The following is a 25,872-nucleotide window of genomic DNA, read 5'->3' as shown; positions in this document are numbered from 1 at the left end:
CGCGCCCTCAGACGTGTCCCAAGAACGACAGCGCCAGCCAAATCTGCCAGAGGCCGGCCAGCACCATCACGACCGCGGCGACTTTCTGAATCGACCCGACGTAGCCCGACAGCGACCGAATCCGGTCGCCGCCGAGCGCGGCCGCGACGGTGACGACCGCTAGCGGGAGCGCCGCGGCGGCGGCGTAGGCTCCGAGCGAGACGACCGCCTGCGCGGTCGGGAGTGCGAGCGACTGGGTGACGACGCCGAGGAAAATCGGGACGACACAGCCGGCGGCGGCGAGGCCGTACACCCCGCCGAAGACGGCGAAGCCGGTGACTGACGACCGGTACTCCGGGAGGACGACGTGGAGGCTCGGCGCGCGACCGGTGAACATGAGGACGCCGAAGCCGACGAGCGCCGCTCCGACGAGCGGTTCGAGGAGCGCGAGGTGCGAGGCGATGCGGCCGCCGACGACCGCGAGGGCGCTCCCGATAGCGCCGAGAACGACCAAGGCGGCGAGCGACGCGACCGCCCCGCGGACGACCGCGCCGCCGAGGTCGGCCTCCTCGCTGGAGAGGTAGTAGCCGACGTAGCCGGGCAAAAGCGGGTAGGCGCAGGGCGCGAAGAAGGTGGCGACGCCGGCGCTGACGGCGAACGCGAGCGTGCCGGCGAACGCGGAGTCGAACCCCAAGGCGGGGCCGAGACCGAACCCGGGCATCAGGCGACGTCCTCGACGGCGGCGCGGAGGTTCTCCTCGCTGGCGAGGCCGCGGTGGGTCCACGCTATCGACCCGTCGGCGTCGAAGACGACGAGATACGGGAGACCGTTCGCGCGGACCGCGCGCATCAGGTCGCTGTCGGGGTCGTGGCCGACCGTCCAGTTCCCGTCGTGTTCGGTCCACCAGTCGCGGATATCGTCCATCGTGAGGCCGCCGCCGAGGCGCTCGTTCGTCACCGAGACGAACGCCACGTCGTCGCCGAACTCATCGTGGAGCGCCCGGAGCGACTCCATCTGGGCGACGCAGGGCGCACACCACGTCGCGAAGAGGTCGAGGACGGTCGGCGTCCCCTCGGCGGGGATTCGGACCTCGCCGGCCGACGATCCTTGCGCGTCGACGGTGTCGATGACGAGCGGGAGGTCGCCGGCCTCGGACGACGCCGTCGCTGAGGCGGTCTCGGTGCTCTCGTCCGCGGCTCCGGCCGTCGTCTCGGTCGCGTCCGCGGGTGCGGACCCGTCGCCGAGACAGCCCGCGACGCCGGCGACGCCCGCGCCCGCGAGAAGAGAGAGGAGGGCGCGTCGTCTCACGGGTCGTCACCTCGGCGGAGTCGGGAGCGCGGTCGCGTCGTGTGCATACTCGTGGCTAGTGAATCCCATCGTAAAGCGTCGCTGGTGTCGTGCGCGAATCCCGCGTGAGAGATGGTGTGGGCGTCGAATCGTGGGACTCGCGTCCGATTATCGGGCGTTCTCGACGGCGCTCCGGAGGTCGGACCACCGCGGAGCGACCTGCTCGCCGTCGACGAGGACGGTCGGCGTGCCCTGAAAGCCGCGCTCGTCGACGGCCTCGGTCCGCTCGGCTTCGACGAGCGGGCGGTAACGCTCGCGGGAGGCGGCCGCGGCGACAGAACAGCCGTCGAGGTCGGCGTCGTTCGCGAGAGACTGGAGCGTCGACAGCGAGCCCTCGGCGTCGCCGCCGCTGAACTCCGACTGGTTCTCGTAGAGCGTGTGGGCGAAGTCGAAGAAGGTCTCGTCGTCGGCCTCGTCCTGAGCGGCGCGGGCCGCCGAAGCGCCCTTCCACGACCACCAGTCGTCGACCGGAATCGGGAAGTCGTGGTGGCGGTAGCGGACGACGCCCTCGGAGACGTACTCGGACCGGAGTTGCGGGGCGACGTCGACCGCGAACGTCGCGCAGTGGGGACAGGCGAAGTCCTCCCAGACGTCGACGACGACGCTCGCGTCCTCGGACCCGATGACCGGCGTGGGGAGGGAGCTGACCGTGTCGCGCTCGGGGACTTCGCAACCGATGGCGGCGACGGCGTCGTTTCCGGAACCGCCGCTTCCGCCGCCGAGGCACCCGGCGGTGCCCAGCGTCAGCGCACCCGCCGTCGCGGCGAGATACGCGCGTCGTGTGTTGCGCATGGTCGGGTTCGGGGGCGAACGAACTTAGATTCTCCGAGGCGAATCGAGGGTTTCGGAGGGCGTTGCCGCTTTTCGTGGTTCGGTTCGGGAACCGCGATATCGGCGGCCGCCGACGTCGCCGCGATTTCCGTCGTCCCCCAAGCGACACTGATTAACCCCCCTGCGGCGTCCCCTCACACGTGCCAACCGTCCACTTCCGCGGCCGGGAAATCGAGTGCGACCGCGGGGACGTCCTCCGCGACGTGCTCCGCGCGGCCGGTGAGTCGCCGCACAACGGTCACTCGTCGTGGTTCAACTGCCGCGGCGGCGGCTCGTGCGGGACCTGCGCCGTCGAGGTCCGCGGCCCCGTGACCTACCGGACGAAAAAGGAGCGCCGCCGGCTCCGGTTCCCCCCGCACGACCCCGACTCGGGGCTCCGACTGGCGTGCCAGACGGTCGTCCTCGGCGACCTCTGGGTGGAGAAGTACCCCGGCTTTTGGGGCCAACACGCCGACGGCGACGACGGCGACGAAGCTGAGGTGCGCGACGGTGCCGACGCGCGCGGAACGCCGAAACGGGCCGACTGAGTCGGCGACCCGGTCAGTCGCCGGCGACGTGGTCGTACCACGAAAGCAGGTCGTCGCGGTCGCGGGTGTCCGCCGGGAGCTCCGAGACGCGGAACCACCGCGCGGCCGATATCTCCTCGTCGGGGTCGTTCACGCTGAGTTCGGCGGCCGCGTCGGCGCGGGCGCGGTAGACGGGCATCACGCCCCACGTCTGGTGGCCGTCACAGCGGATGTCGATTCTGGTGGCCATCGCGAGGCCCCCGTAGTCGGCGCTGATACCGGCCTCCTCGGCGAGTTCGCGCCGGGCGGCCTCGGTGAAGCCCTCGTCGTCGCCGTCGACGCCGCCGCCGGGGAGGACCCAGAGGTCGACGCCCTCGTGGCGGACGAGCAGTATCTCGTCGTCGCGGCGGCGGACGACGGTGTGGACGCCGTAGGGCGTCCCCGTGGACTTCACGCGGGAGGCGAGCGTGCGGAACCGCGGGCGGGAGACGCGGCGGGTGTGGACCGGTTCGAGGTAGTCGGCGTCGGCGTGGCTCCGGCGCAGGCGGTGGTAGGCCTGCTCGGCGCGCTGTCGCGCCTCGTCCGCGAGGAACCACAGGTCGTCGACCGTCATCGGCGCGCGTCCGGCGGTCGATGTGCGAGCGGGCGACTCGGCATACTCCACGGTTCGGCGCGACTCCACAAATCGGCTTCGACACGCGCCGTCCTGAGGGGGAGCCGGCGACTTCGCGGCCAATCATCGCCCTTTTATCCGGTGGCGCGGAACCTGTGCGTATGAGCTTCGAGAAAGACGACAAGGTCGTTCTGCACGACAAGCACAGCGAGTTCGACGGCGAGACCGGCACGGTCACGCAGGTCATCGAGAGCATGTTCGGCGAGCCGACCTACACCATCAGCTTCGACGAGGGTCAGGAGGTCGGCATCGCGCAGGACCAGCTCGAAGCCGCCGACGCCGACGAAGCCGACGAAGCCGACGAAGAGTAACGCGACCCACCGACCGACGCCTCCCAGACCCACTATGCCACGCGTTCCGTTCCACTACATCGACCTCCGAACGTTCTGCTACGAGACGGAAGACGAAAAACGGGTCGAGGAGGCGCTTCGGGCGTTCCTCCCCGACGAGTTCGACGTCGACCGCGTCGAGAGCGCCGGCCACCACGGCGACCGCATCATCGTCTTCTCCGCGCGCGTCGAGCGCGCCAACGACGTGCGGCACGTCCTCGACAAGATTCGCGACCTCCCCGACTTCGAGACGCTCCTCGACGAACTCGACCAGCGCGTCACGGACAACACGGAGTTCTTCCTGCGGCTGGACAAACAGGCCGCGTTCAAGGGCGAGGCCCGCCGCGGCGGCGGCCTCACGCTCCGCGCGAAAGTCGAGGCCTACCCGGCGAAGAAGGAAGCCGCGGTGGAGAACGCCCGCGAAGCCCTCCTCGGCGACGAGTAGGGTCGTCCGAAGTCGGTCGAATTCCCGCGGTGAACTATTCTACGCGTCTTTCCACTTGATGGAACAGCCCTGCGAGGGGTACTCCTCGACGGGGATGTCGTCGCCGGCGAGAAGCGCCTCGACGGCCGTGCGCATCTCGTAGTCGGTCACCTCGTCGTCGGGGCTCATCGCGTCGTCGATGCGGGAGTGGAACGCGAGTTCGAAGTCGTCGCCGGTGTTCTCGAAGAGGAACGGGTCGGGTGTGCAGACCGCGCCGTACTCGGCGGCGACCGCCTGTGACTCGTCGCGGAGATACGCGGTGTACCCAATCGTGCCGTCCTCGACGAGTTCCTGCATCCGCTCGAAGGAGTCCTCGGGGCGGTCCTCGGCGTCGTTGGGGTTGATGCCGACGACAGCGAGGTCGTCGTAGGCGCTGGCGAGGTGGTTCAGTTCCTCGAACTTCGCCTTCGCGTACGGACAGTGGTTACACGTGAAGACGAGGAGGAGGGCGTCGTAGTCGGCGAACGACGAGAGGGAGTACGTCTCTCCGTCGGTGCCGGGGAGTTCGAAGTCGGGCGCGGCGTCGCCGCGTTCGAGCTCGGAGTCGGATTCCAGGAGTACCATGCCGCCACGTTGGCCCGCGAGCATGAAAAGCGGTTGGCCCGCGGCAGTCCCGCGTCGGCGTCGGCGGCCCCGGGACGCCCGCTCAGTCGAGGGAGACGAGGGCGATTGCGAGGACCGCGAAGCCGATGCCGGCGACCTTGCGAACCGTCAGCGGCTCGCCGAGCGCGACGATGCCGACGACCGACGAGACCGCGAGGAACATCCCGAAGATTGGCGCGACCACGGAGACGGGACCGAGCGCGAGCGCCCGGTAGTACGCGAGGATGCCGACCGCGAGGCAGACACCGGCGGCGAGGACGTAGGGGAGGTTCGGGCTGACGACCGAGTCGGTGACGCGCTGGCCGGAGACGACGATGACCCCGGCCGTCGCCACGACGAGGACGCCGTTGGCGACCAACGCGGCCACGTCGCTCGGGATTTTGTCCTGGCCGGTCGTCGCCACTTTCATCAGCGGTGCGACGAGCGAGTAGGCCCCGAGCGCGACGACCGCCCACGAGATGTAGTTCACGGATAGAACGCGGCCCCGAGTCGTGTATAGGGTTACGATTCAGCGCCGAGTCGGCGCGAACGAGCCGTGATAACACGGAGACGGGCCAGTGAAACCAGATTTAGAATCGAGTACATGCCCCCATCATGTATAGACAAACGAAAACTCATACAGTCACCAGCCAAATTTTTATCAAGTATTATCCCGTAATGGTGTGTATGTCCCAGGAAGTACAACCCTCGGTCATCGCGCACACGTGGGACGACCCGACTCGGTGTCCGTTCTGTCTCGACGAACTGGAGAGCGAAGGGGAGGGGTTCATGGACCACCTCGAAGAGAGCCCCATCTGTCAACAGGGGTTCGGCATGTGGCGCGACGCGGTCGCCGACGACGTCCGCGGCGAGTGGTCCGGATAGGCGGCCAAAAAACGGTTGTTTTTCGCGGTTCGGCCTGCTCACTCGGGAGCGACGCCGAGTTGCGACAGCATCGACATGATGTCGGTGCTGTTCCACTCCTCGACGCACAGGCCTCCCTCGTAGCGCGCCTGCACGATTCCCCACGTATCGAGTTTCCGGTGGGTCGCCGGGATGTCGCCGCGGGCGCTCCGAAGCGTCCCGTCGTGCGTGCCGGTCAGGCGGTACCGACCGTAGACGCTGTCGTCTCGCGCCGTCACGTCGAACAGTTCGACGTGGAAGTCGGAGAAGGCGTCGTGATACCGGCGCGCCCACTCATCGACCGCGTCGGTGCCGATGAGCCCCTCGGGCTCCGAAAACGTGTGAACCTCGACCAGCGGGTCGTACTCCTCGTTGATAACCTCGTAGTCGCGTTTGTTCCACAGTTCGTCCGCCACGCGCATGAACGAGTCTCGGTGCTGTTGTTCTCTCTCGGATGTTGCCGACATTTCCACCACCGTTCGGAGAGACGGCCGACAGCGGCTTAGTTATGGATTCTTGCTCTCACGAACGTCGCCGGAGAAGGGAACCGAAGACCGGTCGCACCTGCCGGTCGCTCCGCGCGCAACCGCCCTCAGTCGCTCGGGGCCGCCTGCGGCCGCCGCGCCGACCCGTCGACCCGTCCGAGGAGCCACCGGGTCAGCCCGAACGAGAGCAGGCCGAGGACGGCGACGACGCCGAAGGTGACGCGGACGCCCGCGAGGTCGATGAGCGCCCCGAACGCCGGGGGCGCGACGGCCCCGCCGAGCGAGATGCCGATAGTGACGACGGCGAAGTTCTTCCCGAGGTCGGCGCGCTCGGAGAGGCGGTCGGCGAGCGTCGAGCGCGCGGGCCGCGAGACGCTGATGGTCCCGCTGAAGGGGAGAATCAACACGACGAGCGCGAGCGGGAGCGACCCGCTCGCGAGGAGCGTCGCCAGTCCGGCGAGCGCGGCGTAGCCGCCGAGGGCGACGGTGCCGGGGCCGACCCGGTCGGTGAGCGCGCCGCCGACGAGAATCGTCCCCGCGCCGACGACGAGCATCGCCGAGACGAGGAGGTTCGCCGTCCCCGGCGCGAGGCCGTAGCCGGCGGTGAGCAGTTGCGGCGCGTACGTCCGGATGCACCACGCGGCCGCCGAGGTGAGAAACGACAGGAGCGTGAGACCCATCAGCCCCGACGACGAGAGGAGCTCCGACGCGCCCCGCCGAATCCCCGCGAGCGTGGGGCGCGACGACGGGCGGTCCTCCGCCGCCGGCTTTCGGATTCGCTCGGGGAAGCCGCGGGCGACCGGGAGCGCGACGAGCGCGAACGCCGCGCCGAAGACGGCGATTCCCGCGACGGTCCAGCGCCAGCCGAGGCCGAGCGCGCCGACGCCGGCGGCGATGGCGTACGAGACGGCGAAGCCGAGCGACCCGCCGAGCGCGTGGAGCGAGTACGCCCGCCCGCGGTTCGTCTCCGAGGAGGCGGTCGCCAAAAGCGGGTAGTGGGCGGGGTGGTGGCCCGCGATGCCGACGCCGAGAAGCGCCTGCGAGGCGAGGAGCCACGGGTACGAGGGCGCGAGCGCGGTGGCGACGATGCCCGCCGCGCCGAAGCCGAGCGAGATCTCGAGGACGAGCGTCCGGCTCCGCGCGTCGGAGAGGTAGCCGAAGGGGAGTTGCAGGAGCGTCACGACGCCGCCTTGGACGCCGATGGCGAGGCCGACGGCGGCGATACTCACACCGAAGTCGTCGGCGACGAGGCCGATAACGGGCGCGAGCGCGACCAGATACGCGTGGTTGACAACGTGCGAGCCGGCGACGAGGCCGACCACGCGGCGCTCCTGTGTCTCCGTCACACCGGTCAATGGGAGGTGATTCGTGAAAAGCCCGCCGTCCGCGGCGACGTTGGTCCTGCGTGTGGGTCAGCCGCCACCCCGGCCACCGCGGCGCTCGCCGCCGAGCCGCGCGCCGAGCCAGAGGTCGGCGAACGTGTCGAAGAAGTCCGCGCCGGTGTCGACGAGTTCGCGCTCGACGCCGAGCGCCTGACACCGCTCGTCCACCGCCGCGAGATGCGATTGGAGCCGGTCTGTGTACTGCCGCGCCGCCGACCCGCCGAAGTAGGTCCGCCGGGTCGCCTCGGACTCGGGGTCCTCGAAGATGGCGTCGCCCGTCGCCTCCGGGCCGAGTTCCTCCGAGGTGAGCACCTGTGCGACGAGCACGTCGTTTCGCGCGAGCGCGGCGAGGCCGGAAGCGACGTCGTCGGGGTCGAAAAGCAGGTCGCTCACGACGACCACGAGCGACCGCGAGTGGATGGTCTCGGCGTAGGTCGACAGCGCGGCCGTGATGTCGCCGTCGCCGCCGGGCGTCGTCTCGTTGAGCCGCTCGACGAGCCGGAGCACCTCGCCGCGGCTCGACGCGTCGGTGTCGATGCGGTCGGGTAAGTCGCCGAGGAGGGAAAACCGGAAGTCGTTGTTCTCCTCGGCCGTCAGGTGGCAGAAGCCGAGGCCGAGCTTCGCGCCGTACTCGAACTTGTTCGCGTCGCCCTCGCCGAAGTCCATCGACGCCGAGGCGTCGAGGAGGACGTGGACCGTCAGGTTCCGCTCGGCCTCGAACCGCTTTATGAACAGCTCTTCGGTCCGGGCGTACACCTTCCAGTCGATGAGCCGCGGGTCGTCGCCGGCGGCGTACCGGCGGTGGTCGCTGAAGGTGAGCCCCTCGCCCACGTCCGGCGACTCCTGTTCGCCCTGCCGCCGGGCGTTCGAGACGCGCTTCAGCGAGGTGTCGAACCGGTCGAGTTCGTCGAGGAAGCCGGGGTCTATCATCGCTCAGTCACTCGTTCAACAGCCGCCGAATCACGTCGTCGGGGTCGAGTCCCTCGCGCTCCGCCCGGAAGTCGAGGATGATGCGGTGTCTGATGACCGGCGGGGCCATCTCGACGACGTCCTCCCACGAGACGTGGGTGCGCCCGTGGACGAACGCCCGCGCCTTCGCGGCGAGGACGAGCGCCATGCTCGCGCGGGGGCTCGCGCCGAACTCGACCTGCTCGTCCTCGCGGGTCTTGCGGACCAGTTCGATGGTCCGGTCGCGGATGTCGTCGGAGATGGGGACCTGCCGGACGAGCCGTTGGGCCGCAAGCAGGTGCGTCCGCGGCAGGACGCGCTCGACCTCGGGCGACGCCGCGCCCTCGGCGTACTGCTTGACGATGGTCCGCTCCTCGTCGAACTCGGGGTAGCCGACGAGAATCTTCATCAGGAAGCGGTCGGTCTGCGCCTCCGGGAGCGGGTAGGTGCCGCCCTGGTCGATGGGGTTCTGCGTGGCGAGGACGAAAAACGGGTCCGGAAGCTCGTAGGTCTCGCCCGCGGCGGTCACCTGCTTTTCCTGCATGGCTTCGAGGAGCGCGGCCTGCGTCTTCGGCGTCGCCCGGTTTATCTCGTCGGCGAGAACGACGTTGGCGAAGATGGGGCCGCGCTCGAACACGAAGTCCCGGCCCTCCGGCGTCTCGCGAATGATTTCGGTGCCCGTGATGTCCGAGGGCATCAGGTCGGGCGTGTTCTGCACGCGCGAGAACTGCAGGTCGGTCGCGTCCGAGAGGGCGCGCACGAGCGTCGTCTTCCCCAGTCCGGGGTTCGATTCGAGGAGCGCGTTGCCGTCGCAGAGGACGCAGACGAGCAGTCGCTCGACCACGTCGTGCTGGCCGATGATGCGCTTTCCGACCTCGTCTCTGACCGCGCCGACGCTCGCTTGGAGCTCCTCGATGCTGAGGTCGTCGTCTGTCGGGGCCGCGGCGTCGCCGTCGACCGCGGTCCGCTGTCCGTCGTCTCCGAGCCGGTCTGGGTTGTCACTCATCTTCGGTCTCTCGTATCTCTAAGGTGTAGTCGCGAATCAGGTCGGCCTCTTCGAGCGTGTCGTCGGCGAGGTAGCCGGCGCGCTGACTCTCGACGGCGCTGTCGCCGCCGTAGCCGGTCGAGTCGTAGGCCGCGGCCGCCGACTCCGGCCCGTCTCCGTCGCCACTGCCGCCGGTGCCGGCGACGGTGGCGTTCAACTGCTCCGACCCGGCGGCCACGTCCTCGGGGTCGCCGAGGATGGAACTCCCGTTCTGGAGCCGCGTCTCCTCGTCGGAGAACCGGTCGGGGCGGTCGCCCGCGGAGGCGCCGTCGCCGGCGAGCCCCTCGAACTGGATGTCCGAGATGGCGACCTGAATGCTCCCCGCCGAGAGGAGCAAGGCGACCACGAGCGCGCCGACGATGCGGCGGGTCGGAAGCAGTTCCACCGACGACGACTCCCGCAGGCGGGACAGCACGTCGTCGTAGAGCGCGGCCGACATGCGCGAGTCTCGGTTCGGGTTCCCGTCGTCGGCGACGAGGTCGCGGGCGGTCCGCAACGCCTCGGCGACCGACGGGTTCACCGCCTCGAACTGCTCGACCGGCGGCTCCCGCATCAGAATGAGGTACTCCGCGACGCCGACGAGGAGGCCCACCGCGAGGGCGAGCGGGACGGCGACGTGGACCGAGATGGCCGGGTCCACCCGCGGGAGGAAGCCGAGCGACACCGACGACTCGACGGGGAGTTCGACGACCCGGAACGCGACGTTCGCCAACAGCGTCGCCACCGCCGCGTCGACGACGCTGGAGACGGCGGCGGCCTTCGCGGCCTCGCGGCGAACCTCGCGGACGGCGTCGGCCATCGCCTCGCGGCGGGGAGTTCCCGCGTCGTCGGGCGGCCCGCCCTCGTCAGCGCCGGCGTCGTCGGGGGTCGAGGTCGGTTCAGACACCGCTACACACCGCCGGTTCACTGCCGTCTTGGTAGCCGGCACAGGCCTCCCGGAGGTCGACTTCGAGCGCGTCGACCCGGTCTTCGAGGCGGGAGACCTCGGACTGAAGCGAATCAATCCGGTTCTCCAGTCGGTCGTTCGTCGCTTCGAGCTCCTCGTTGTCCGCTTCGAGGTCGTCTATCTGGTTTTCGAGGCGGTTGCGCTGTTCTTCGAGGTCGTCGAGCGTCGCTCGGAGGTCGTTGATTCGGTTGCGGGCGTCTTCGAGGCTGTTTTCCGTCTCCTGAAGCTCCCCCCGCGTCGACGACAGTTCGCTCTGCGTCGACGACAGTTGCGACTCCGTGTCTTCGAGGCTGTCGGAGACCTGCGAGACGTCGCCGCGGGTGCGTTCGAGGCTGTTGTTCAACTCCCGTAGCTCCGTCCGCGTCGCCGACAGGTCCTGTCGGGTCTCCGAAAGGTCCTCTTCGAGCGCCTCGTTTCGCTCGCGCAACTGCTCGTTCTGTTGGTCGAGCGAGTCGACCGAGTACTGGTAGAACATCGTCGCGCCGACGGTTCCGGCGGTGAGCAGGACGACGATGACGACGAGACCGAGGTTGAGGGACCGACCCAGCGCACTCATATCAAACCACCTTCACTTTGCGTTCGACCCCGATACACTTGAAGACGCCGGGCGAGCACCTCGGTGAGATACAGGAGGAACGCGGCGGCGACGAACGCGACCGCCCAGTCGTCGCGCACGGGCTGGACGCCGGCGGCGTTGTCGCGGGCGGATGCGGCGATTTCGTCGGCGTCGTTCGGGCCGTATATCGTCCCGCCGCTGTCGGAGACGGCGGCTTCGAGCGCGGCCGACCGGCCGAATCCCGCGTACTCGACGGGGTAGTTCACCGCGAAGGCGGTGTCGAGCACGTCTCGGTAGCCCGTCTCCGTGGGGACGACGGTCGCCTCGTAGACGCCGGGACTGACCGCCGAGAAGCTCAGTTCCTCGACGCCCCGCGGGCGCTCGCCGCCGCGGTAGACGACGGTCGTCGGTTCGCCGACGCGGGTGTCAGACACCTCGGCGACGCCGGACGCCTTCCGCTCGGGGTCGCCGATGACGTAGTTCGTGGTCTTCGTGAGCAGAAGCGAGTCGGGGCGCTGGAGCAGGCCGTCGAGCGTGCCGTCGCCCGCGTAGGCGGTGACGGTGGCGACGCGGCCGAGCCCGTAGCGCCACGAGGCGACCGCGGGGGTGCCGTCGTCGGCCGCGACGAGGAAGTTCGCGCCGCTCCTGACCGACACGTCGTTGACGCTCCCGGGGTTCGCGGTCAGCTCCACCCCGGCGGTGACGAAGTCGTTCTGGTCGACGACCGTGAGGCCGTCGCCGGCGTACTGGCGGTTCGACCCGCCGAAGAGGATGCGGAGCCGGTCGGTCTCGTCGGCTCTGAGGTAGTTCCCGCCGGACGCCCGCGCGATGGCCCGGAGGGTCCGTTCGTTCGGGCTCGGGCCGGTCCCGATGGCGATGACGCGGACCCCGTCGCGGCCGAGTTGGTCCGCGAGCGTCGCGGCGTCTTGGAACCGGTCGTGGCCGTCGCTGATGAGGATAATCGTCCCGCGCCTGTCGCCGAGTTGCTGGGCCGCGCCGTCGAGGCCGACGGCGATGTCGGTCGCGCCGCCGGACTGGAGCCGGCGGATGAGGTCGGCGGTCGACTCCCGGTTCGGCCCGAGCGGGCGGAGCGGTGCGACGTCGTAAGCGCGGTAGTTGAAGCCGACGATGCCGACTCGGTTCTCGTCGCCGAGCTGGTCGAGCGCGTCGAGGGCGACCGACTTCTGGACGCGCATGCCGCTTTCGGCGCTCCCCGAGACGTCGATGGCGAAGACGAGGTTCGTCTGCTGAGACGCGCCCTCGCCGGTCGTCACCGGGAGCATCGACGCGAGGCTCGACCCGTCGTACCCGCCGTTTTCGAACGAGTTGCGCCCGCCGACGGTCAGCAGGCCGCCGCCGTCGATGACGAACCGCTGGAGCGAGTCGGCGTTGCCCACGTCCTCGGCGCGGAGGTCCTGGAGGACGACGGCGTGGTACGACGAGAGGTCCGCGGGAACGGTCTCGGCGGTCTCCACGTCGTACAACTGCGAGAGGTAGTCGCGGAACGGGTAGTCGCCGCGGGAGACGTACAGCACCCGCGGCGGCTCGACCACGCGGACCGTCTTGCGGAACACGTCGTTCGTCTCGAAGCGGTCGTCGCCGGCGATGCGGGCGGTGACGCGGTGGGTTCCGGTCGTCTCGAACGTCCGCGTGAACTCGACGCCGTCGGTGGTGTTGACCGTCTCGCGGGCGACCTCCTCGCCGTCGATTTCCACGGCGAGTTCGACGGTCGCGGTCTCGACGTCGTCGGGGACGACCCCGTCGACCTGCGCGAGGAACGCGTTCTCGACGCCGACGCTGGTCTTCGACGGGCCGCTGACGGTGACGTACTGTTCGGTCTCGGTCGGTTCGACGCCGACCGCGCTCACCGTCGCGTTGAGGTCGCGGGCGAGCGTCGTCGCGGACGCGAGGCTCCGCCCCGAAGTGACCTGTCCGTCGGAGACGAGGACAACCGTCCCGTCCGGTCTGAGGTTGGCCGCGACGGCGTCGCCGATGGGCGACTCGTCGCCGCGGGCGACCGTCGAGGTCGTGACGGGGACGCCCTCGTCCTCGATGTCGGCCGCGAGTTGCGACGCCACGTCCTCGGTGACCGCCGCGCTGTCGGAGTCGTCGACGAGGAGCGTCACCTGCGGGTCGCCGTCGGTCATCCGGGTCGTGACGGTGTACGGCCCCGCGGCCGCGACGACCAACAGGAGGACGACGAGGAACCGGGATGCGAACAGGAGCCGCCGGGAGCGCCCGCCGGCGGTCCCGTCGGCCCCGCGGAAGATGAGCGCCCACGCGAGGAGCGCGGCCACCGGGAGCGCGACGAGGAACAGCGGGCGCTGGAGGCCGAAGGTCCGGCCCGCGGCCTCGGCCGTCCACGCGAGGGGCGTCGTCGCGGCGGCGGGAGCCGTGCCGGCGACGGCGACATCCGCCAGCGCGGTCAGCGCGGCCGACGCCGACCCGAGCGCCGCCATCAGAGGTCACCCCGCCGGCGCAGGTAGGCCAACTCGACCATCGTCGCCGCGAGCGCGACCAGCGCGGCCCACTCGGTCAGCGGGTCCGGGACCTCGCGCTCTTCGACCCGCGTCGGGTAGTCTCCGGGGGCCGACTCGCCGTCCAGCGGTGCGGCGGCCACGTCGGACTCGGCCTCGCTGAGGAGCGACGCCGCGAACCGCTCGTCGCCGACGCGGTAGAAGCCGGCGTCGCCGAGGCGGACCTCCGGGCCGGTCGCCTCGCCGGCGGGCGTCTCGACGGTCTGGTTCGCGCCCGCCGCGAGCGACCCGCCCGTCTCGCGGTTCAACTCTGAGAGCGTCGAGCGCCCGGCGAGGTAGAACACCGAGCGCTTCCAGAACACGGGGTACTGGTAGTTGTACTTGAACGCCGAACTGTCCTCCATGAAGCCGTAGTAGAGGACGCGACCGGCCCCGCGGCGCTCGACGGCGACGAGCGAGGTGCCGCCGGTCGTGTTCACGAGCGACTGGCCCGACCGGAGGTCGCCCGCGACGTACTCGGTCGGCGGCGGGAAGGTGATGTCGCGGGTAATCGGGTGGCTCTCGACGGTCCCGATGGTCGGGTTCGTCTCGACGCTCCCCTGCGAGACGAGGCGCAGGTCGCCGTAGTTCGGCGACTCCTCTTGGGCCTGAATCGCCACGCCGCCGCCGTCGGCGACGATTTCCCGGCCGGCCTCGACGTTGCCCGCGAGCAGGCGACCGGGGTTGACGTTGCTGTAGATGACGACGTCGTAGTTCGTCGAGACGGCCGTCGGCGGGTTGTCCACGGTCAGAGACACCTCGGGGATGACGGACAGCGCGGCCGTCAGATAGCGGTTCTCGTCGTTCGTGAGGACGAGCACGTCCACCGAGGCGTCCTCGGGGGCCGCGACGAACAGCGCGTCGTCGGTCGGGAAGGCGTCGCCCGGCGAGAGCGCGACGCGCCCGCCGCCCGCGGGGACCGGGAGCGTCGCGGTCGCCACGTCGCCGGGGTCCATGCGGACCTCGCGGGTAGCGCCGGCGAGCGAGAGCGTCCGAGTAACCGCCGACTCGCCGTAGTTCTTCACCGTCACGGTGACGTTCGCGCCGGAGAAGCGCCGGTCGACGATGCCGACGTTGCCCCGTCCGCCGCCCGCGAACTGCTGGAGTTGGACGACGAGGCCGCGGGCGCGGGCCTCGCGGACCGCGTCGCTCCACGGCGAGTCGTCGGCGAAGTCGCTCAGAACGACGACGCGGGCGTCCTCGCCGGCGACGGAGGCGGCGGCGGTAATCGCGGAGCGGAGGTCGCCCGGCGCGTCGCTCGCTTGCAGACCGTCGAGGGCGGCGCGGGCGTCGGGCGCGCTCCCCCGGCGGAGCACCACGTCCGCGTTCGCCCCCGCCGCGACGACCGACGTCGTGCCGGAGACCTCGTCTCGCGCCGCGGCGAGGGCGCTGTCGAATCGCGTCCCACCGCCGTCGCGGACGCCCATGCTCGCGCTCGTGTCCACGACGAGGACCGTCTCTTGGACGGTCTCCGACTCGGGGACCAGCACGTACGGCGTCGCCAGCGACCCGACGAGCGCGACGAGCGCGACCAGCTGGATGAGGAGGAGCAGGCTCCGAAGCAGGCGGTCGAAGATGGGGTTCGAGGCGTTTCGTCCGGCCGAGTCCGCGAGGAACCGGAAGGTCGGGAGCGTGCGCCGGACCGGCTCCGGCCGGAGCAGATAGAGGACGACGAGCGGGACCGCCCCCAAGAGGGCGACCAACCCGAGAGGGAACAAGAAGAACTCGGAGAGGGCCATGCCCGACCCGTGGTGCGCCTCCAGTATGGCTGTTTCCCTACTCGTTGACACGTTCCGCATTATCGACCTGTCCGAGTACGTGAACGATGGGGTCGCTCGCGCGGGTCGATTTCGGCGAGATATTATCGATAGTCATTATACTGTCAGCTAAAAGTACGTCATTGCATAACAATGCTCTTGAATCATAACACGACACAATTTTATGCTCTAAAGTTATTTGTCGAGCTACGATGGGAACTGATAGGTACACACCGCGGTCGTACGACGACATCGCTCCGGACCAGCGTCCGACGCTGAAACAGGCGCTCGTTCCGGTGCTCGGACTCGTCGCCTTCCTCGGCCTCGGGTCGGCGTGGCTGGGACTCGACCCGCACATCCCGCTCGTCTGGAGTATCGCGCTGGTCGGCCTCCTCGGCCGGTTCGTCTGGGGCTACACCTGGGAGGACCTCTACGAGGGCATCGAACGCAGTCTGTCGATGGGGCTACAGGCGATTCTCATCCTGTTTACCATCTACGGCGTCGTCTCGACGTGGGTCGCCGCGGGGACGATTCCGACGCTGATGTACTACGGTCTCGACCTGCTGTCGCCGCAGGTGTTCCTGCCCGCGACGGCGCTTCTCGTCGGCATCGCCACCTTCGCCATCGGCTCGTCGTGGACCGCGGTCGGCACGCTCGGCGTCGCCTTCATCGGCATCGGCTCGGGGCTCGGCGTCCCCGAACCGATGACGGCCGGCGCGATTCTCACCGGCGCGTACGCGGGCGACAAGCAGTCGCCTCTGTCGGACACGACGAACCTCGCGGCCGCCGTCACGAACACCGACCTCTACGACCACATCCGCGCGATGCGGAGCGGAACGGCCGTCGCGTTCGGCCTCTCGCTCGTCGGCTTCGTCGTCCTCAGCCTCGGAATCACCGGGACGATTCCGGCCGGTCAAATCGCCGATATTCAGACCGCGCTCGCCTCCTCGTACGACATCACGCTCCTCGCGTTCCTCCCGCTGGCGGTCACGTTCGGCCTCGCCGCGGCGGGCTACCCCGCGCTGACCGTCCTCCTCGCCGGCGCGTTCGCCGGCGCGTTCACGAGCGTCCTCGTGCAGGGCGCGTCGTTCGTCGCGGCGTGGCAGACGTTCATGAGCGGCACCGGGCCGGAGACCGGCTCCGAACTCGTCAACAGCCTGCTCGCCTCCGGCGGCGTCTCCGGCTCCGCGTGGACCATCGCCGTCGTCGTCGCGGCGCTCACCCTCGGCGGCCTGCTCGAACAGACGGGCGTGCTCGCGGTCCTCGCCCACCGCCTCCAGCGCGGGATTCGGAGCCCGCGCCTGCTCGTCGCCTCGACCGGCGTCTCGGCGATTCTGACCAACGCGCTCACCGCCCAGCAGTACATGAGCATCGTCGTCCCCGGCATGACGCTCCGCGACACCTACGACGAGTTCGGCCTCGGCAGTTCGGACCTCTCGCAGGCCATCGAGTCCGCGGGGACGCCGACCGGCGCGCTCCTCCCGTGGCACGCCGGCGGCGCGTACATGGCCGGCGTCCTCGGCGTCTCGACGCTCCAGTACGCCCCGTACTACTTCTTCGGCTACCTCTCGCCGCTCGTGCTGTTCGCCTTCGTCCTCGCGGGCGTCGGCTTCTCGGGGAACAGCACGGCACGGCCCGGCCCCGCCGCTACCGCGTCTGACGACGACTGACGCGACGCGAAACCTTCCCTGCGTCGCGATACCGATACCGAACCGAAAACTATCGCTTTTCTACTATCGCTCTAGGGCCGCTCTGAGCGCCCGCACCTCGTCGCGAACGGCGGCCCACTGCTCGACCGTGCCGGGGAGTTCGTCGCCATCGCGGTCGTCGCGGCCCTCGATTCGGTCGCGCACGGCACCGGGGTCGTCCACGTCATCGAAGCGGATTGCGCCGCCGCCCGCGGCCTCGACCGCGACGGTCCCGTAGCCGAACAGCGACCCGGTGACGCCCTGCGAGAGCGCGCTGTTCTGGACGCGGTCGAGGGAGACGCGCTGGACCGTCCGGGAGAGGACGCCCGTCTTCCGGTAGAGCGCCCGGTCGGTGACCACGTAGCGGGTGTTGGTGACGCGGAGGTACGACCACGCGGGCAAGAGGAAGCCGACGAGGCCAGCGACCGCGAGTTCGGGCACGCCGTTCGCGGCGGCCGCGACGGCCGCGACGACGACGATGGCGAGACCGACGACCGCGGCGGGGATGACGGTCTGTATCCGCGGACGGCCCTCCCAGCGGACGGTCTCGTCGTCGCCGCGAGCCAGCCAGTCGTCGATGGCCGCGACGGGCTCCGAGTCGGTCGCTGAGCCGGCCGTCGAGTCGGTCGCGGCGCTCTCTGCGGCGGAGTCGTCCGGCGTCGACCCGGCGGGTCCCGAATCGCCGCCCGTCATCGCTCGTCGGTCGTCGCGTCGAACTCGAAGTCGCTCGGTTCGATGGCGTCGGAGTCGGGGTCTGTGTCGGGTTCGTCGCCCGCTCGGTCGGTCGCGTCGTCGGTCACGTCGTCGGTCGCGTCGTCGCTCCCGGTCGTCTCGTCGTCGCCCTCGACGGCCCGCCGAATCGCGCGGAGTTCCGTCAGGATGTCGTCGAGGACGGCCGCCTTCCCCTCCGCGTCGGTCTCCGGCCCGGCGCGGCGCTTGATTCGCTCGTTGACGAGCGTCTGGAGCGACTGCGGGTCGGCGACGTTCTGGAAGCTCATCTCGATGCCGCTCCCGCCGGCCGTGCTGATGTTGACGGAGCCGTAGCCGAACTGCCCGCCGAGGAACGTCTGGCTGTAGGAGGTGTCCTGTACCTTGTCGAACTCGATGCGCTGGACGCTCCGGGAGAGGACGCCCGTCTTCCGGTAGAGCGCGTCGGAGGTGACGACGTAGTTCGTGTTCTTGTGCGAGAGGTACGACCCGACGAGGAGCGGAATGCCCACGAGGACGAACGAAAGCGGGACGCCGACGATGAAGGAGGGAACGAGGCTGTAGGGATGCGGGGTGTCGGCCCAGAGGACCGTTTCGTCGTCGTCGAGGGTGAGCCAATCGAACTCGGTGTCCATGGCGGACAGGTTCCCGCCGGCGGTGGAATAGTGTTCCGCCGGAGGGGACCGCCATCCTTGGTCCACGGTACCGTCTAACACGACAATTCCGCCCGGTTGGGCAAACCATTTTACGGATGCCTGCAACGGACTGTCCATGGACAAGCAGTCACTGCTCGACTTGCTGCGTCACGACGCTCGCGAGAGCGTAGATGACATCGCCCGCCAACTGGGCGCAGACGCCGAAGCAGTGGCAGCAGCGCTCGAGGAACTCGAAGACGACGGGGTCATCCGCGGCTACCAGGCGGTCGTCGACTGGAACAACGTCGAGGAGGAACGCGTCCGCGCGCAGGTCGAAGTCGACGTCGAACTCGACCGCGAGACGGGCTACGAGGAGATCGCCCGCCGCATCGCGCGGTTCCCCGAGGTCGCCACGCTCAGACTCGTCTCCGGCGACTACGACTTCTTCATCGAGGTCGAAGGCGAGTCGATGCACGCCGTCTCGAACTTCGTCTCCGAGCGCATCGCCCCCATCCCCGAGGTCACGAAGACGGTCACGCACTTCGTGATGGACTCCTACAAGGAGGAGGGCATCGAACTCGGCGACGGCGACGACGACGACCGGCTGTCAGTGTCGCCATGACGCTCGGCGACCAGCTTTCGGACCGCGTCAAACAGGTGCCGCCGTCGGGCATTCGGAAGTTCTTCGAACTCGCCGAGGAGGTCGACGACGTCATCTCCCTCGGCGTCGGCGAGCCCGACTTCTCCGCGCCGTGGGCCGCCCGGACCGCCGCCATCGACTCGCTCGAACGCGGCAAGACCTCCTACACGTCGAACCGCGGGATGCGCGAACTCCGCGAGGCCATCTCGGAGCGCGTCACCCGCTACGGCCAGGAGTACGACCCCGAAGACGAGATTATCGTCACGACGGGCGCGAGCGAGGCCGTCGACCTCGCGTTCCGGGCGTTCGTCGACCCCGGCGACGTGGTGGCGATACCCCAGCCGTCGTACATCTCGTACACGCCGGGAGCCATCTTCGCCGGGGGCGAGCCGCTTCCGGTCCCCACCCGCGCCGAAGACGAGTTCACGCTCACGCCCGAGGCGCTCGAAGCCGCCGGGGCCGACGAGGCCGACGTGCTGGTGCTCTGCTACCCGAACAACCCGACCGGCGCGGTGATGACCGACGACGAACTCGCCGACGTGGCCTCGTTCGTCAGGGACCACGACCTCGTCGTGCTCTCCGACGAAATCTACTCGGACCTCCGGTACGAGGACGACCACGCCTCCATCGCCACCCATCCCGGGATGCGCGAGCGGACCATCGTGTTCAACGGCTTCTCGAAGGCCTACGCGATGACCGGCCTGCGCCTCGGCTACGCCATGGGGCCGCCGGGGGCTATCGACGCGATGAACAAGGTCCACCAGTACGCGATGCTGTCGGCGCCCACGACGGCGCAGTACGCGGCGCTCGAAGCCCTGCGGTCCTGCGACGACTCCGTCGAGGAGATGCGCCGCGAGTACGACCGCCGCCGCCGGTTCGTCCTCGCCCGCTTCGAGGAGATGGGACTCGACTGCTTCGAGGCGAAAGGCGCGTTCTACGTCTTCCCCGAGGCCCCCGACGGCGACGACGAGGCGTTCGCCGAGGGGCTCCTCGAAGAACAGAACGTCGCGCTCGTCCCCGGAAGCGTCTTCGGCGAGGGCGGCGCGGGCCACCTCCGCGTCTCCTACGCGACGGGGATGCGCGAACTCCGCGAGGCGATGGACCGCATCGAAGCGTACGTCAGCGACTGAGCCGACCGGGCGACACCCGCAACCCGCTTTTTTTCGAACGAGCGCCGCACCACGAGTATGCGAAGCATTCACACAGTTCGGGCGCGTACGTTCAGCGATGTACGACGAAATCCTGCTCCCCGTCGACGGGAGTCCGGCGGCAGAACAGGCGTTGCCGCACGTGTTCGACCTCGCGGAGCGGTGCGACGCGACGGTTCACGTGTTGTTCGTCGTGAACACGACGCGGGACAACGCGGGCATCGTCGGCGGGACGGTCCTCGAAACGCTGGAGCGAGAGGGCAACCGCGTCGTCGACGAACTCGTCGGTCGTGGCGAGAGCCGCGGTATCGAGACGGTTGGGGCCGTGCGTCGAGGCGCGCCGCACGACGTCATCCTCGACTACGCGACCGAACACGGCGTGGGGGTCATCGCGATGGCGACTCACGGCCGAACGGGCGTCGAGCGCGTGCTCCTCGGGAGCGTCACCGAGCGCGTCGTCCGCACCGCGCCGGTTCCCGTGTTGACGGTCCGCGCCGCCGAGTAGGCGGTCCGAAGCGGATACGTCGGCTCGACCGGGCGAACTGACCGTTGACACCGCCGGCTGGCGAAGTGTGTCATCGATTGTCATATACGGCGGTACATTTCGGGAGACCAACACGCAAAGTCTTATTAAATATCGTTTCGTCGTGCAAAACGAATGGTTTCGGGAGGTGACGCGGACACCGCCGTAACAGATGACACGTCGACGTTCCAACTCGGGTTGGACGACCTCAAACGACGGGGGAGCGCGCTCCTCGTCGTCGGGTCGGTTCCGACCGAGCTCTACTCGCGGGCGTCTAAGCAGATGCTCGGCGCTCCCGACGAGCCGCGGCGTCGTCTCTTGGTTCTCAACGACTCGACGCCGCTCGACGACCGGCTCGACGTCGACATCCAACGCACCACGGAGTGGACGCGCGTGGTTCGGTACGGGTCGCTCGAACGGAGCGCGGCGGCATCGCCGTCACCGTCGTCCGCCGTGCCGAGTGCGGTCGACGCGTGCGAGCGCCGAGTCAGCGGCGGTCTCGGCAAACTCGGCGCGGCACTCGCCAACGACGTGACCGAGTTCGACACGCTCGCCGGCGGGCTCTCTCCGGCCGAACTCCGCGTCGCGTTCGACTGTCTCCCGTCGCTCCTCTCGCGGTACGACCGAGACCGCGTGTTTCGGTTCCTCCACGTCATGACCACCCACATCCGCTCGCGAAACGGGATGGTCCACGTCTGGTCACCCGGTGAGCGCGAAGGCGAGGTCAACCGACTGTTCGAGCCGCTTTTCGACGCCGTCGTCGAACTCGACGTCGAGGGTTCCGAGGCCCGTCAACGCTGGCATCTCCGGCAGAAGGACGTCTCGTCCGGCTGGTTCCCGTTGGAGTCGTGAACTTCTCACGACCAGTACGTTTTTCACCTTAATCGTGTCACGTAGACACAATGGAACCGACCGGGGAGGGCGAGCGGGCCGACGCGTCTTCGACGCTGGAAGTCGGCTTTTCGCTCCCTTCAGACGGGGCGGGGTTAGTCGTTCGGGACAACGTCGAACGCCACCAGTTCGTGCTCCGAACGCCGTCACCCGTCGACCCGGAACCGACAGATAGCAGTCGGTTCTCGCTTCCGACGGACGCCGCGGTTCGCATCGAGACCGGCCGCATCGGGCTGGCGGCGAACACGGTCGTCTGCGTCCGCGACGAGGCGGGGTCGATGCTCGCACAGGTCGACCAACAGGGGCGCGAGGAACTCGGGTCGGGAACCTACAGCATCGAACTCTTCGGCGCGGTCAAGACGTATCTCCGGGCCGACGGGCCGCTGACCGTCGACGCGCAACCGCTCGAAACCGTGCTCTCCTTCGAGGAGCCCCAGACGGTGTCCGTCGGCGCGCGGTCGTCTCACGAGAGTCCCGCGACGACGATTACGACGACCGACGACCCCCTCGACGTGATGGCGGCCGTCTCGGCGTTCAGCTCCGCGCTCAAGACCACGAGCGTCGAGCGGTCGTACCCGACGCTCCGGGGACATCCGCCGCTTCTCGAACTGGGCGACGAACTCGACGTCCCCGATGCTCTCGATGTCCCCGAGACCGGCGTCCGAATCGAACTCCCGCCGACGCTGAGCCACGTCTTCGTGGCGACGCCGCTGGCGTACTACCTCGGCGCGCGGCTCGTCCCCGGCGACTCGCCCCGACTCGTCACCGAAGGCGGGTTCGCCCACGACTTCGACGGCCCTCACGGCTTCGAGGAGGCGGTCGAACGCGCGCTCAAACGGACGTTCTTCCTCGACTGCGTCGTTCGAACGGAGGGAATCTACGACGTGCCGCTCCACGAGCGCCAGACCGTCGAGTCGCGGACGGACATCGACGTCGAGGGGTTGTACGACGCGTCGCTCGGCGAACGGCTCTCGGCGTACTTCGAGATACCGTACGAGGACATCGCCGACCTGCTCCCGGAGTGGAAGCTGACGACGCACGTCGCGCCGCGGGCCGACAACATCGAGCTTCTCCCCTTCGTCACGAACGACCTCGCGGTCGTCCGGACGCCGTCGGGGACCGAAGTCCCCCACTCGGAGGTGCAGGCGGCGGTCGTCGACGACTTCCTCCGGGGCGACGCCGACGCCGACGACATCGTCAGGAGCGCAGGGACGACGACGCCGAGCGAGACGTACGTCAAACCCAGTTCGACCGACTCGGTCGAGCAGGCGTGGATTAGCGACGGGACGCCCGTCGGCGCGAGCAAGACCACGCCCGCCGCCTACCGGAATCGCCTCCAACGGGAGCCGGCGCAGGGCGACATCGGCATCACGGTCGTCTGTAACGACCCCGAGATGCTCGCCGAGACGGACATCGTCGACGAGGTGTACGGCTCGCGCGACGGGCTCTCGTTCGACGTCGACGCCCACTACGACCTCAGCAGGGCGGAGCTTCGGGCAACGCTCGCGGAGTCGACCGACTTCCTCCACTACATCGGCCACATCGACGACGACGGCTTCCAGTGTCGCGACGGCAAGGTCGACGCGGAGACGCTCGACACCGTCGGAACGGGGGCGTTTTTCCTCAACGCGTGTCAGTCGTACGACCAGGGGTTGGCGCTCGTCGAGGCCGGCGCAATCGGCGGCATCGTCACGTTCAGCGAGGTCATCAACAGTCAGGCGGTCGGCGTGGGGCGCACGCTGGCTCGACTCCTCAACGGGGGGTTCCCGCTACAGGCGTCGCTGGAGGTGGTCAAGGTCGACAGCGACGTGGCACACCAGTACGGCGTCGTCGGGGACGGTAGTCTCTCCGTGGTACAGTCTGAGAGCGGAGTCGCAGTCTACTGCGAAGTATCTGACAAACCGGGCGACCAGTTCGAAGTGTCGTATCACGCATTCAACACATCGAGGGCAGGAATCGGGTCGCTGATTAGGCCCGCCCTCACCGATAGTATGCCGTACTATCTCTCTTCTTCCGGCGTCTCGAATACGGACCTGACTGAGGACGAACTTCGGGACTTCCTCGCGCTAGAACAAATTCCGGTTATCTACGACGATGCCGTCTACTGGGACCGCGAGTTCCTTTCGTGATTACGGCCCGTAGATGACGCTGGTGTTTCCGGCCGCCACGCTTCCCGCCTGTGAGAGCAGGAGCGCGAGCGTGAACAGGACGCCCATCATCCGGGGGTTCTGACGCAGGTACGCGAGCATCTGGTTGCTGTCTTCCGACATGTGCACTTACCCCAAGGAGCGAGTCCAAAATATAATTTTTCGTGTATATCTGATATGAAATTAAATGAATTAAGTGACCGAGACCCGCAAGTAATCGTCAGTCAGACGAACGGTACCCGTCAGAGACGAGAACGACCCGGCAGAGACGAGAACTACCCGTTAACCGACGAACACGGAGAACAGAGAAAACGGTCGGCGTCCGAAACGGGCGGGTTCGTTCAGGAGCTGTCGACATCGGCTTCGCCGCCGATGTCCCGGTACACCGCGGAGATGCCTTCGGTCTCGTCGAGCTGGCCGAGCGTCTCGTCGAGCTCGTGCCGGAGCTCGGTCAGGCGGGCGGTGAGCCGCTGGTACTCCTCGTTTTCTTCGAGCGCCGCCTCGTCCTTTTCGGACTCCAACAGCGCCTTCTTCGATGCGAGGGAAAACAGGTCCTGGATACCCACGTCGTAAGCGTTTCGCAGGATGAGGTTCGAGACCGTCTCGGTCAGCGCTTCGCGCGAGACGGGCTTGACGAGGTAGTCGTCGAAGCCCATCGCGATGATGTCGAAGTCGGGTTCGACCGCGGTCACCATCGCGACGCGGCACTCGAAGCCACGGTCCCGAATCTCCGAGAGCGCCTCGTCGCCCGAGAGGTCGGGCATCCGACGGTCGAGGAGAACAACGTCAACCTCGTCGTCGAGCTTATCGAGCGCCTCGCGGCCGCCGTAGGCGACACGAACGCTGTAGTCGTTCCTAAGCCAGGTTGCGTACAGGTCGGCGAGGTCAGGCTCATCTTCAACGATGAGCACCAGTGGCTGTTCTGCGCTCATTGGTATTGTAGTGGTGTTCCGGGGACGCTCACGAAACTCAATGTCGTGCAGTGGTATATCAAAATACCTCTTGTCTAACGCCGTCCGAAACCGCGCTTGTGGGCACTAATTACCCCCCGGAGTTGTTATACATTCCGGCGAACCGAACAGATACTACCCGTCAGGCGTCCCCGAAATCGACTCGATAGTGATGCGGTTCGCCTCGACGTCTTCCAACACCGCACCCCACCCGCCGACGGTGTAGGTCTCGCCGTCGGCCTCGACGGTCAGACAGACCTGTCCCGCGAGTTCGGAAAACGACAGCGTGTCCGTCGGCGTAGAAACGGCCGTGTAGTACACGTCGGTCACCTCACCGGTGAACTCGATGGGGTCTCGACCGTCGGTCTCGTAGCCCTTGATGTGCGCGACGATTCGGTTCCCGTCGCGAACGAGCGGTTCCGCGTCCTGAACGAAGTGTCTGATATCAGAGTACACGATCGGCGGTTCGCCGGTCTGGGCGTCGTAGACGACGTCCCAGACCTCCCACAGCGCCGTCTGGAAGTACCAGTGGAAGACGTACGCCAGCGTGTAGTCGTCGACGAGGACGCCGTACTGGTTCACCGAGTTGTCGTGCGGCGCGAAACACGCGCCCGTCCGGTCGACGATGGCGACGAACGGCGTCGGCAGTGTCCGGTGTCTGACTTCCGTGGCGACCCCGCGGTACTCCCGCTGTGCGAGCGCTTCGAGGTCGTCGGTCCGCTCGGGGTGGAGCACGACCTTCACCAGCGCGCCGTTCTCGTACGCCTCCGAGAGCGCCGGCTTGAGCTCGTCGAACTGCTCGGGGGTGACGGACAGTTGGACCTCGCCGTCGGCCTCCCGAATCATCTCTTCGGCCCGGTTGAACACCGTCTCGAAGCGCTTGACGATGCTCAGCATGTGCCGGTCGACCGCGGGCTGTTGCCAGCGAGCCTCGATTTCCTCCGCCGCCTCGTCCAGTTGGACGGCGCGGCTCTTGAGGTCCTCCATCACCGATTTCGGGTCGCACGCCCGCGCGTGGAGACTGTCCTGCTCGTAGGTCTCGATGTAGCCCTTCGATTCGAGGTCGCGGAGAACATCGTAGATGCGGGCGGTCGGTACGGCGCAGGCGTCGGCGAGTTCGGTCGCACTCGCCGCTCCGAGTTGGAGGAGCGCGACGTACGCCTCTGCCTGATACTGTGACAACCCGGCGTTCCGAAGTGCGGTGCGTAGCTCCGCGGTATCCATCGCTTGTGGATGGACGATGTACATCCCTATTAATTATCGCATGTCCTCG

The 25,872-nt window shown here is 68.4% G+C and carries 29 protein-coding genes; 10 read left to right on the top strand and 19 right to left on the bottom strand.

The annotated features are described in order from the left end of the window. Positions 1 to 7: 7 nt before the first annotated feature. The 3 genes from IEV64_RS10700 to IEV64_RS10690 all read right to left on the bottom strand — a co-directional run bounded on the left by IEV64_RS10700 (position 8) and on the right by IEV64_RS10690 (position 2,118). Positions 8 to 700, bottom strand: a complete 693-nt coding sequence (locus IEV64_RS10700; protein ID WP_188423850.1) for a cytochrome c biogenesis CcdA family protein — start codon at positions 698 to 700, stop codon at positions 8 to 10. Continuing rightward, on the bottom strand, positions 700 to 1,287 hold the full coding sequence (locus IEV64_RS10695; protein WP_007273543.1) for a TlpA family protein disulfide reductase: 588 nt from the start codon (positions 1,285 to 1,287) through the stop codon (positions 700 to 702). The genes IEV64_RS10700 and IEV64_RS10695 overlap by 1 nt, the downstream gene beginning before the upstream one ends. A gap of 147 nt (positions 1,288 to 1,434) precedes the next feature. Next, complete coding sequence (locus IEV64_RS10690; RefSeq protein ID WP_007273544.1) at positions 1,435 to 2,118, bottom strand: DsbA family protein; 684 nt, start codon at positions 2,116 to 2,118, stop codon at positions 1,435 to 1,437. A gap of 179 nt (positions 2,119 to 2,297) precedes the next feature. Between IEV64_RS10690 and IEV64_RS10685 the strand changes: the two genes are divergently transcribed. Continuing rightward, entirely contained in the window at positions 2,298 to 2,684 is a 387-nt protein-coding gene (locus IEV64_RS10685) for a 2Fe-2S iron-sulfur cluster-binding protein (protein WP_007273545.1), read from the top strand. Between the two features lie 13 nt (positions 2,685 to 2,697). Here the strand turns inward: IEV64_RS10685 and IEV64_RS10680 are convergent, their stop codons facing one another. After that, positions 2,698 to 3,276: an NUDIX hydrolase gene (locus IEV64_RS10680; RefSeq protein WP_188423849.1), complete on the bottom strand. Its 579-nt coding sequence runs from the start codon at positions 3,274 to 3,276 to the stop codon at positions 2,698 to 2,700. Between the two features lie 161 nt (positions 3,277 to 3,437). Between IEV64_RS10680 and IEV64_RS10675 the strand changes: the two genes are divergently transcribed. Both IEV64_RS10675 and IEV64_RS10670 read left to right on the top strand, forming a co-directional pair. Next, positions 3,438 to 3,647 carry a hypothetical protein gene (locus IEV64_RS10675; protein WP_004968012.1) on the top strand — a complete coding sequence of 70 codons (210 nt, stop codon included), beginning with the start codon at positions 3,438 to 3,440 and terminating at the stop codon, positions 3,645 to 3,647. Positions 3,648 to 3,681: 34 nt separating this feature from the next. Then, positions 3,682 to 4,110, top strand: coding sequence for an RNA-binding protein (locus IEV64_RS10670; RefSeq protein ID WP_007273548.1), 429 nt, complete (start codon positions 3,682 to 3,684; stop codon positions 4,108 to 4,110). A gap of 39 nt (positions 4,111 to 4,149) precedes the next feature. Here IEV64_RS10670 and IEV64_RS10665 read toward each other — a convergent pair whose 3' ends face one another. Both IEV64_RS10665 and IEV64_RS10660 read right to left on the bottom strand, forming a co-directional pair. Next, complete coding sequence (locus IEV64_RS10665; RefSeq protein ID WP_089778254.1) at positions 4,150 to 4,713, bottom strand: thioredoxin family protein; 564 nt, start codon at positions 4,711 to 4,713, stop codon at positions 4,150 to 4,152. A gap of 82 nt (positions 4,714 to 4,795) precedes the next feature. Continuing rightward, the gene (locus IEV64_RS10660) at positions 4,796 to 5,221 is read right to left on the bottom strand and encodes an EamA family transporter (RefSeq protein ID WP_004968015.1); all 426 of its coding nucleotides are present in this window, start codon (positions 5,219 to 5,221) and stop codon (positions 4,796 to 4,798) included. A gap of 197 nt (positions 5,222 to 5,418) precedes the next feature. Between IEV64_RS10660 and IEV64_RS10655 the strand changes: the two genes are divergently transcribed. Next, positions 5,419 to 5,616, top strand: a complete 198-nt coding sequence (locus IEV64_RS10655; protein ID WP_004063678.1) for a DUF7501 family protein — start codon at positions 5,419 to 5,421, stop codon at positions 5,614 to 5,616. Between the two features lie 38 nt (positions 5,617 to 5,654). Here the strand turns inward: IEV64_RS10655 and IEV64_RS10650 are convergent, their stop codons facing one another. The 8 genes from IEV64_RS10650 to IEV64_RS10615 all read right to left on the bottom strand — a co-directional run bounded on the left by IEV64_RS10650 (position 5,655) and on the right by IEV64_RS10615 (position 15,251). Further along, a complete protein-coding gene (locus IEV64_RS10650; protein WP_188423848.1) occupies positions 5,655 to 6,101 on the bottom strand; it encodes an ester cyclase in 447 nt (148 codons plus the stop codon). A 125-nt stretch (positions 6,102 to 6,226) separates the two neighbouring features. Further along, complete coding sequence (locus IEV64_RS10645) at positions 6,227 to 7,465, bottom strand: MFS transporter (protein ID WP_188423847.1); 1,239 nt, start codon at positions 7,463 to 7,465, stop codon at positions 6,227 to 6,229. A gap of 66 nt (positions 7,466 to 7,531) precedes the next feature. Then, positions 7,532 to 8,431 carry a DUF58 domain-containing protein gene (locus IEV64_RS10640; protein WP_007273552.1) on the bottom strand — a complete coding sequence of 300 codons (900 nt, stop codon included), beginning with the start codon at positions 8,429 to 8,431 and terminating at the stop codon, positions 7,532 to 7,534. 7 nt (positions 8,432 to 8,438) lie between these two features. Beyond that, positions 8,439 to 9,455 carry an AAA family ATPase gene (locus tag IEV64_RS10635; protein ID WP_188423846.1) on the bottom strand — a complete coding sequence of 339 codons (1,017 nt, stop codon included), beginning with the start codon at positions 9,453 to 9,455 and terminating at the stop codon, positions 8,439 to 8,441. Next, positions 9,448 to 10,380: a DUF7502 family protein gene (locus tag IEV64_RS10630; protein ID WP_188423845.1), complete on the bottom strand. Its 933-nt coding sequence runs from the start codon at positions 10,378 to 10,380 to the stop codon at positions 9,448 to 9,450. The genes IEV64_RS10635 and IEV64_RS10630 overlap by 8 nt, the downstream gene beginning before the upstream one ends. Next, positions 10,373 to 10,996 carry a chromosome partitioning protein gene (locus tag IEV64_RS10625; RefSeq protein WP_188423844.1) on the bottom strand — a complete coding sequence of 208 codons (624 nt, stop codon included), beginning with the start codon at positions 10,994 to 10,996 and terminating at the stop codon, positions 10,373 to 10,375. The genes IEV64_RS10630 and IEV64_RS10625 overlap by 8 nt, the downstream gene beginning before the upstream one ends. Then, positions 10,993 to 13,455 (bottom strand): VWA domain-containing protein, encoded by a 2,463-nt coding sequence (locus IEV64_RS10620; RefSeq protein ID WP_188423843.1) that lies wholly within the window; start codon positions 13,453 to 13,455, stop codon positions 10,993 to 10,995. The genes IEV64_RS10625 and IEV64_RS10620 overlap by 4 nt, the downstream gene beginning before the upstream one ends. Further along, positions 13,455 to 15,251 carry a vWA domain-containing protein gene (locus IEV64_RS10615; RefSeq protein WP_188423842.1) on the bottom strand — a complete coding sequence of 599 codons (1,797 nt, stop codon included), beginning with the start codon at positions 15,249 to 15,251 and terminating at the stop codon, positions 13,455 to 13,457. The genes IEV64_RS10620 and IEV64_RS10615 overlap by 1 nt, the downstream gene beginning before the upstream one ends. Positions 15,252 to 15,481: 230 nt before the next feature. Here IEV64_RS10615 and arcD point away from each other — a divergent pair, with 230 nt between their 5' ends. Beyond that, complete coding sequence (gene arcD / locus IEV64_RS10610) at positions 15,482 to 16,939, top strand: arginine/ornithine antiporter ArcD (RefSeq protein ID WP_188423841.1); 1,458 nt, start codon at positions 15,482 to 15,484, stop codon at positions 16,937 to 16,939. Positions 16,940 to 17,002: 63 nt separating this feature from the next. On the opposite strand, the gene IEV64_RS10605 is transcribed toward arcD, so the two are convergent. Next, positions 17,003 to 17,650 (bottom strand): PH domain-containing protein, encoded by a 648-nt coding sequence (locus tag IEV64_RS10605; RefSeq protein WP_188423840.1) that lies wholly within the window; start codon positions 17,648 to 17,650, stop codon positions 17,003 to 17,005. Continuing rightward, positions 17,647 to 18,300, bottom strand: coding sequence for a PH domain-containing protein (locus IEV64_RS10600; protein WP_188423839.1), 654 nt, complete (start codon positions 18,298 to 18,300; stop codon positions 17,647 to 17,649). The genes IEV64_RS10605 and IEV64_RS10600 overlap by 4 nt, the downstream gene beginning before the upstream one ends. Before the next feature lie 136 nt (positions 18,301 to 18,436). Between IEV64_RS10600 and IEV64_RS10595 the strand changes: the two genes are divergently transcribed. From IEV64_RS10595 to IEV64_RS10575, 5 genes are all read left to right on the top strand, one after another. Next, positions 18,437 to 18,922: an Lrp/AsnC family transcriptional regulator gene (locus tag IEV64_RS10595; protein WP_007273561.1), complete on the top strand. Its 486-nt coding sequence runs from the start codon at positions 18,437 to 18,439 to the stop codon at positions 18,920 to 18,922. Further along, complete coding sequence (locus tag IEV64_RS10590) at positions 18,919 to 20,070, top strand: pyridoxal phosphate-dependent aminotransferase (protein ID WP_188423838.1); 1,152 nt, start codon at positions 18,919 to 18,921, stop codon at positions 20,068 to 20,070. Before IEV64_RS10595 ends, IEV64_RS10590 begins: the two co-directional genes overlap by 4 nt. 97 nt (positions 20,071 to 20,167) lie before the next feature. After that, entirely contained in the window at positions 20,168 to 20,593 is a 426-nt protein-coding gene (locus tag IEV64_RS10585; protein ID WP_188423837.1) for a universal stress protein, read from the top strand. A gap of 153 nt (positions 20,594 to 20,746) precedes the next feature. After that, complete coding sequence (locus tag IEV64_RS10580; RefSeq protein ID WP_188423836.1) at positions 20,747 to 21,463, top strand: DUF7504 family protein; 717 nt, start codon at positions 20,747 to 20,749, stop codon at positions 21,461 to 21,463. 50 nt (positions 21,464 to 21,513) lie between these two features. Next, positions 21,514 to 23,631: a hypothetical protein gene (locus tag IEV64_RS10575; protein ID WP_007273565.1), complete on the top strand. Its 2,118-nt coding sequence runs from the start codon at positions 21,514 to 21,516 to the stop codon at positions 23,629 to 23,631. On the opposite strand, the gene IEV64_RS10570 is transcribed toward IEV64_RS10575, so the two are convergent. The 3 genes from IEV64_RS10570 to IEV64_RS10560 form a co-directional block, all read right to left on the bottom strand. Further along, on the bottom strand, positions 23,632 to 23,772 hold the full coding sequence (locus IEV64_RS10570; protein WP_007273566.1) for a DUF7503 family protein: 141 nt from the start codon (positions 23,770 to 23,772) through the stop codon (positions 23,632 to 23,634). Positions 23,773 to 23,990: 218 nt separating this feature from the next. Beyond that, positions 23,991 to 24,581, bottom strand: a complete 591-nt coding sequence (locus IEV64_RS10565) for a HalX domain-containing protein (RefSeq protein WP_188423835.1) — start codon at positions 24,579 to 24,581, stop codon at positions 23,991 to 23,993. Between the two features lie 153 nt (positions 24,582 to 24,734). Continuing rightward, a complete protein-coding gene (locus tag IEV64_RS10560) occupies positions 24,735 to 25,823 on the bottom strand; it encodes a TrmB family transcriptional regulator (protein WP_188423834.1) in 1,089 nt (362 codons plus the stop codon). Positions 25,824 to 25,872: the final 49 nt, after the last annotated feature.

This window comes from Haloferax sulfurifontis, from assembly GCF_014635105.1.
GTDB classification, from domain to species: Archaea; Halobacteriota; Halobacteria; order Halobacteriales; family Haloferacaceae; genus Haloferax; species Haloferax denitrificans.
This window is presented reverse-complemented; position numbering and strand designations above follow the sequence as displayed.

What these genes read in the sequence shown, in the direction of transcription:
- IEV64_RS10655 (WP_004063678.1), top strand. Translation starts at nt 5,419, where the DNA reads ATGTCCCAGGAAGTACAACCCTCGGTCATCGCGCACACGTGGGACGAC.
- IEV64_RS10625 (WP_188423844.1), bottom strand. Translation starts at nt 10,996, where the DNA reads ATGAGTGCGCTGGGTCGGTCCCTCAACCTCGGTCTCGTCGTCATCGTC.
- IEV64_RS10620 (WP_188423843.1), bottom strand. Translation starts at nt 13,455, where the DNA reads ATGGCGGCGCTCGGGTCGGCGTCGGCCGCGCTGACCGCGCTGGCGGAT.
- IEV64_RS10615 (WP_188423842.1), bottom strand. Translation starts at nt 15,251, where the DNA reads ATGGCCCTCTCCGAGTTCTTCTTGTTCCCTCTCGGGTTGGTCGCCCTC.
- IEV64_RS10665 (WP_089778254.1), bottom strand. Translation starts at nt 4,713, where the DNA reads ATGGTACTCCTGGAATCCGACTCCGAGCTCGAACGCGGCGACGCCGCG.
- IEV64_RS10635 (WP_188423846.1), bottom strand. Translation starts at nt 9,455, where the DNA reads ATGAGTGACAACCCAGACCGGCTCGGAGACGACGGACAGCGGACCGCG.
- IEV64_RS10570 (WP_007273566.1), bottom strand. Translation starts at nt 23,772, where the DNA reads ATGTCGGAAGACAGCAACCAGATGCTCGCGTACCTGCGTCAGAACCCC.
- IEV64_RS10605 (WP_188423840.1), bottom strand. Translation starts at nt 17,650, where the DNA reads ATGACGGGCGGCGATTCGGGACCCGCCGGGTCGACGCCGGACGACTCC.
- IEV64_RS10585 (WP_188423837.1), top strand. Translation starts at nt 20,168, where the DNA reads ATGTACGACGAAATCCTGCTCCCCGTCGACGGGAGTCCGGCGGCAGAA.
- IEV64_RS10700 (WP_188423850.1), bottom strand. Translation starts at nt 700, where the DNA reads ATGCCCGGGTTCGGTCTCGGCCCCGCCTTGGGGTTCGACTCCGCGTTC.
- IEV64_RS10590 (WP_188423838.1), top strand. Translation starts at nt 18,919, where the DNA reads ATGACGCTCGGCGACCAGCTTTCGGACCGCGTCAAACAGGTGCCGCCG.
- IEV64_RS10690 (WP_007273544.1), bottom strand. Translation starts at nt 2,118, where the DNA reads ATGCGCAACACACGACGCGCGTATCTCGCCGCGACGGCGGGTGCGCTG.
- IEV64_RS10600 (WP_188423839.1), bottom strand. Translation starts at nt 18,300, where the DNA reads ATGGACACCGAGTTCGATTGGCTCACCCTCGACGACGACGAAACGGTC.
- IEV64_RS10670 (WP_007273548.1), top strand. Translation starts at nt 3,682, where the DNA reads ATGCCACGCGTTCCGTTCCACTACATCGACCTCCGAACGTTCTGCTAC.
- IEV64_RS10575 (WP_007273565.1), top strand. Translation starts at nt 21,514, where the DNA reads ATGGAACCGACCGGGGAGGGCGAGCGGGCCGACGCGTCTTCGACGCTG.
- IEV64_RS10595 (WP_007273561.1), top strand. Translation starts at nt 18,437, where the DNA reads ATGGACAAGCAGTCACTGCTCGACTTGCTGCGTCACGACGCTCGCGAG.
- IEV64_RS10565 (WP_188423835.1), bottom strand. Translation starts at nt 24,581, where the DNA reads ATGAGCGCAGAACAGCCACTGGTGCTCATCGTTGAAGATGAGCCTGAC.
- arcD (WP_188423841.1), top strand. Translation starts at nt 15,482, where the DNA reads ATGGGAACTGATAGGTACACACCGCGGTCGTACGACGACATCGCTCCG.
- IEV64_RS10675 (WP_004968012.1), top strand. Translation starts at nt 3,438, where the DNA reads ATGAGCTTCGAGAAAGACGACAAGGTCGTTCTGCACGACAAGCACAGC.
- IEV64_RS10650 (WP_188423848.1), bottom strand. Translation starts at nt 6,101, where the DNA reads ATGTCGGCAACATCCGAGAGAGAACAACAGCACCGAGACTCGTTCATG.
- IEV64_RS10560 (WP_188423834.1), bottom strand. Translation starts at nt 25,823, where the DNA reads ATGGATACCGCGGAGCTACGCACCGCACTTCGGAACGCCGGGTTGTCA.
- IEV64_RS10580 (WP_188423836.1), top strand. Translation starts at nt 20,747, where the DNA reads ATGGTTTCGGGAGGTGACGCGGACACCGCCGTAACAGATGACACGTCG.
- IEV64_RS10640 (WP_007273552.1), bottom strand. Translation starts at nt 8,431, where the DNA reads ATGATAGACCCCGGCTTCCTCGACGAACTCGACCGGTTCGACACCTCG.
- IEV64_RS10680 (WP_188423849.1), bottom strand. Translation starts at nt 3,276, where the DNA reads ATGACGGTCGACGACCTGTGGTTCCTCGCGGACGAGGCGCGACAGCGC.